The organism is Micromonospora sp. D75, assembly GCF_018070405.1.
GTDB classification, from domain to species: Bacteria; Actinomycetota; Actinomycetes; order Mycobacteriales; family Micromonosporaceae; genus Micromonospora; species Micromonospora chalcea.
Window position 1 is genome coordinate 1 of sequence record NZ_JAGPXV010000582.1, and the last position, 3,769, is coordinate 3,769.

Annotated in this window: 3 protein-coding genes; all 3 read right to left on the minus strand. The window is 72.0% G+C overall.

Features of this window, described 5'->3' with window-relative positions:
• On the minus strand, positions 1 to 910 hold a 910-nt coding region (locus KBX39_RS25835; protein WP_210872942.1), incomplete at its 3' end, for an FtsW/RodA/SpoVE family cell cycle protein.
• 231 nt (positions 911 to 1,141) lie between these two features.
• A complete protein-coding gene (mraY, locus tag KBX39_RS25840) occupies positions 1,142 to 2,269 on the minus strand; it encodes a phospho-N-acetylmuramoyl-pentapeptide-transferase (protein ID WP_043329473.1) in 1,128 nt (375 codons plus the stop codon).
• Positions 2,266 to 3,675 (minus strand): UDP-N-acetylmuramoyl-tripeptide--D-alanyl-D-alanine ligase, encoded by a 1,410-nt coding sequence (murF, locus tag KBX39_RS25845; protein WP_210872940.1) that lies wholly within the window; start codon positions 3,673 to 3,675, stop codon positions 2,266 to 2,268. The genes mraY and murF overlap by 4 nt, the downstream gene beginning before the upstream one ends.
• Positions 3,676 to 3,769 lie beyond the last annotated feature (94 nt).

Consider the following 3,769-nt stretch of genomic DNA (forward strand, 5'->3'; position numbering starts at 1 on the left):
CCTCCGCGACGATGGCGAAGATGAAGTCGTTGTGCGCCTCGGGGAGCCAGTTCCACTTCAGCGAGCTCTGGCCCAGGCCGACGCCGAACCAGCCGCCGTTGCCGATCGCGTAGCGGGCCTGCACGAGCTGGTAGCAGTTCGGCAGCTCCTGCTCGAAACACGTGCGCGGGGAGGGCGGGTCGAGCCACATGGTGAGGCGGCCGAGCCGGTAGTTGTCGGCGCCCCGGGAGCCGGAGCCGGCGCCGAGCGAGGCCGCGGCCACCAGCAGGCCGATGCCGGCCAGGCCGATCGCGGTGAGCGCGGCGAAGACCCGGGTCCGTACGCCCGCCGCCCAGAGCATGCCGACCACGAGCGCGAGCAGGCACAGCATGCTGCCCAGGTCGTTGTAGCCGACCAGCACGAACAGCAGGCCCACCACCGGGAACAGCGGCGTGGCCAGTTCCTTCCACCAGCCCAGCACCGCGCCCTTGCGGGCCAGCACGTGCGCCGCCCACAGCACCAGCGCGAACTTCGCCACCTCGACCGGTTGCAGCGAGATCGGGCCGAGCGAGAGTGAGAGGAGTTCGGCCCGCAACGGCCCGATCGACGTCACCCCGAACAGCGAGCCCATCGCGACGAGCAGGTTGAGCAGGAGCAGCAGCGCGACCGCCACCCCCAGCGCCGGGCGGCTGACCGCCCGGAACGTGCGCGCGGGCAGCCGCTGGCAGGCCCAGAACGCGCCGATGCCGATCACCGCGAACACGGCCTGCTTGGTCAGCGACGCGGACGCGTCGCCGCCCTCGGCGAAGTCCTTCACGCTGGTCGCGGAGAAGACCATGGTGAGGCCGATCAGCAGCAGCAGTCCGACGCTGGACAGCAGCAGGTAGTACGAGGCCAGCGGCCGGGCCAGCAGGCCACGCAGCGCGGCCAGCCCACCGGCCGGATCCCAGCGCGCCGCCGGCGGTTCGGCCGGAGGCGTGGCCGCCGGCGCACGGCGGGCCGGCGGGTCGCTGGTCACCTGGATGTCTCGTCCCTCCCCCACAGGCCCATCATTGCCGCTCGCCCCGCCCGCCCGTGGCGCAACCGCCCGGTCGGCGTGTCGGATCTGAAGGAAGGGCCCCTTATTAACAGACGTCTGTTAATAAGGGGCCCTTCCTTACACCTAGCTGACCGCGGCGAGGAACTCGCTGTAGAACAGGCCCAGCGCGATGGCCACGCCGATGCCGGCGATGATCCAGAAGCGGACCACGATGTTGACCTCGCTCCAGCCGGCCAGCTCGAAGTGGTGCTGCAACGGCGACATCCGGAACACCCGCTTGCCGGTGGTACGGAACGAGATGATCTGGATGACCACCGACATCGTGATGATCACGAACAGGCCGCCCAGGATCGGCAGCAGCAGGATCGTGCGGGTGGACATCGCCATGCCGGCGATCAGGCCGCCCAGCCCGAGCGCGCCGGTGTCACCCATGAAGATCCGCGCCGGGGACGTGTTCCACCACAGGAAGCCCACGCAGGCGCCCGCCGCCGCGCCGGCGATCAGCGCGATCTCCAGCGGGTCGCGCACGGTGTAGCAGTACGCCTCGGTGTAGTTCGGGTCGGCGCACCAGTGCCGGTACTGCCAGAACGCGATGAGCGCGTACGCCGCGAGCACCATCACCGAGGCGCCGGTGGCCAGGCCGTCCAGGCCGTCGGTGAGGTTGACGCCGTTGGTGGCGGCCATGACCACCATGATGATGACGATCACCGAGCCGATCTTGCCGATCTCCAGCGCCGGGATGTCCCGGATGAAGCTCAGCGTGGTGCTGGCCACCGTCTCGGTGTTCGTCGCGTTGCCGCCGGCGTCGGTCATGCTCGACGGGAAGTAGACCGCCACCGCGCCGAAGACCGCGCCGACCAGGATCTGCCCGGCCAGCTTGCCCCGCTTGTTGAGGCCGCCGCTGTGCCGCTTGCGCACCTTCAGGAAGTCGTCGATGAAGCCGACCGCGCCGGAGAACACCATCAGCCCCAGCAGCACCAGCGCCGTGATCGTCGGCTCGACCTGGGCGATCTGCGCGTCCGGCAGCGTGGTCAGGGCCAGGTGCCCGGCGACGTACGCGATGACAGTGGCCAGGATGAAGACCACGCCGCCCATCGTCGGCGTGCCCTTCTTGCCCTCGTTGCTGGCGAGCCCGAGGTTCGACCGGATCGGCTGGCCGGCCTTCAGCCGGGCGAACACCTTGATCGCGATCGGGGTGCAGAACAGCGAGATCAGGAACGCGACCCCGATGGCGACGATGACCGCCCTCATGCGGCGCCGCCCTCCGTCGCACCCTCGCGGGCGTCCGCGCGCAGCGCGTCGGCCACCTCCCAGGTCCGGTACCGGGAGCCCTTCACCAGCACCACGTCTCCCGGACGCAGCTCGCTCCGCAGCACCTCGACGGCCGCCGCCTGATCGCTGAGCAGCACCGACTCTCCTCCCCAATTGCCTACCGCTGTCGCGCCCTCGTGGATCGGCGCCGCCGGCTCGCCCACCACGAGCAGCCGGTCCACTCCCAGCTCGGCCGCGAGCCGGCCGACCTGCTGATGCCCCTGAAGTTCGAAGTCACCCAGCTCGGCCATGTAGCCGAGCACCGCGACCGTACGCCCCTCGCCGCGCATGCTGGCCAACGCCCGCAGCGCCACGCCGGTGGAGGCCGGGTTCGCGTTGTACGAGTCGTCGATCACGGTCACCCCGTCGGGGCGCTCGAAGACGTCCATCCGCCGGGTGGAGACCAGGCCCAGCTCGTTCAGCGCCGCCGCCAGGTCGGGCAGTGGCAGGCCCAGCTCGCGCCCGACCGCCGCCGCGGCGAGCGAGTTGGAGACCTGGTGCCGGCCGGTCAGCCCGAGCCGCACCGGCGCGCTCCCCTCCGGGGTGACAAGCGTGTACGAGGGCCGGCCCCGGCCGTCGAGCGTCACGTCCACGGCGCGCACGTCGGCGCGCTCCGACTCGCCGTACCGCACCACCCGGGCCTGCGTACGCGTCGACATCGCGTCCACCCGCGGGTCGTCGGCGTTGAGCACCGCCAGCCCGTCGGACGGCAGCGCCTCGACCAGTTCCCCCTTGGCCAGCGCGATGGCCTCCACCGAGCCGAACTCGCCCAGGTGCGCCACGCCGACGTTGAGCACCACCGAGATCCGGGGCGGCACCACGTCGCACAGGTACCGGACGTGCCCCACCCCGCGGGCGCCCTTCTCCATCACCAGGAAGCGGGTCTCCGGGGTGGCCTGCAGCGCCGTGTACGGGTGCCCCAGCTCGTTGTTGAACGAGCCGGGCGGGGCCACCGTCGGGCCGAGCCGGACCGCGACCTGGGCGATCAGGTCCTTGGTGGTGGTCTTGCCGGACGAGCCGGTCAGCCCGATCACGGTCAGGCCGGGCAGCCGGTCGACGACGGCGCGGGCCAGCCGGCCCATCGCGTCGAGCGCGTCGCCGACGAGCACCATCGGCAGGCCCGGGACCTCCCGGGTGCCGAGCACCGCCACCGCGCCCGAGGAGATCGCGCCGGCCGCGTAGTCGTGGCCGTCCACCCGCTCGCCGGGGAAGGCCACGAACAGGCCGCCCCGGCTCACCTTGCGGGAGTCGAACTCGACGGTGCCGGTGACCCGGGCGTCCGGGTCGGCGCCGACGAGCCGGCCGTCGACGGCGGCGGCCACCTCGGCCAGCGTCAGCGGGATCACCGCTGACCCACCAGGTCACCGAAGCGGGCGCGCAGCGCCGCCGCCAGCTCCACCCGGTCGTCGAACGGCAGCACCTCGCCGCCGATCTCCTGGC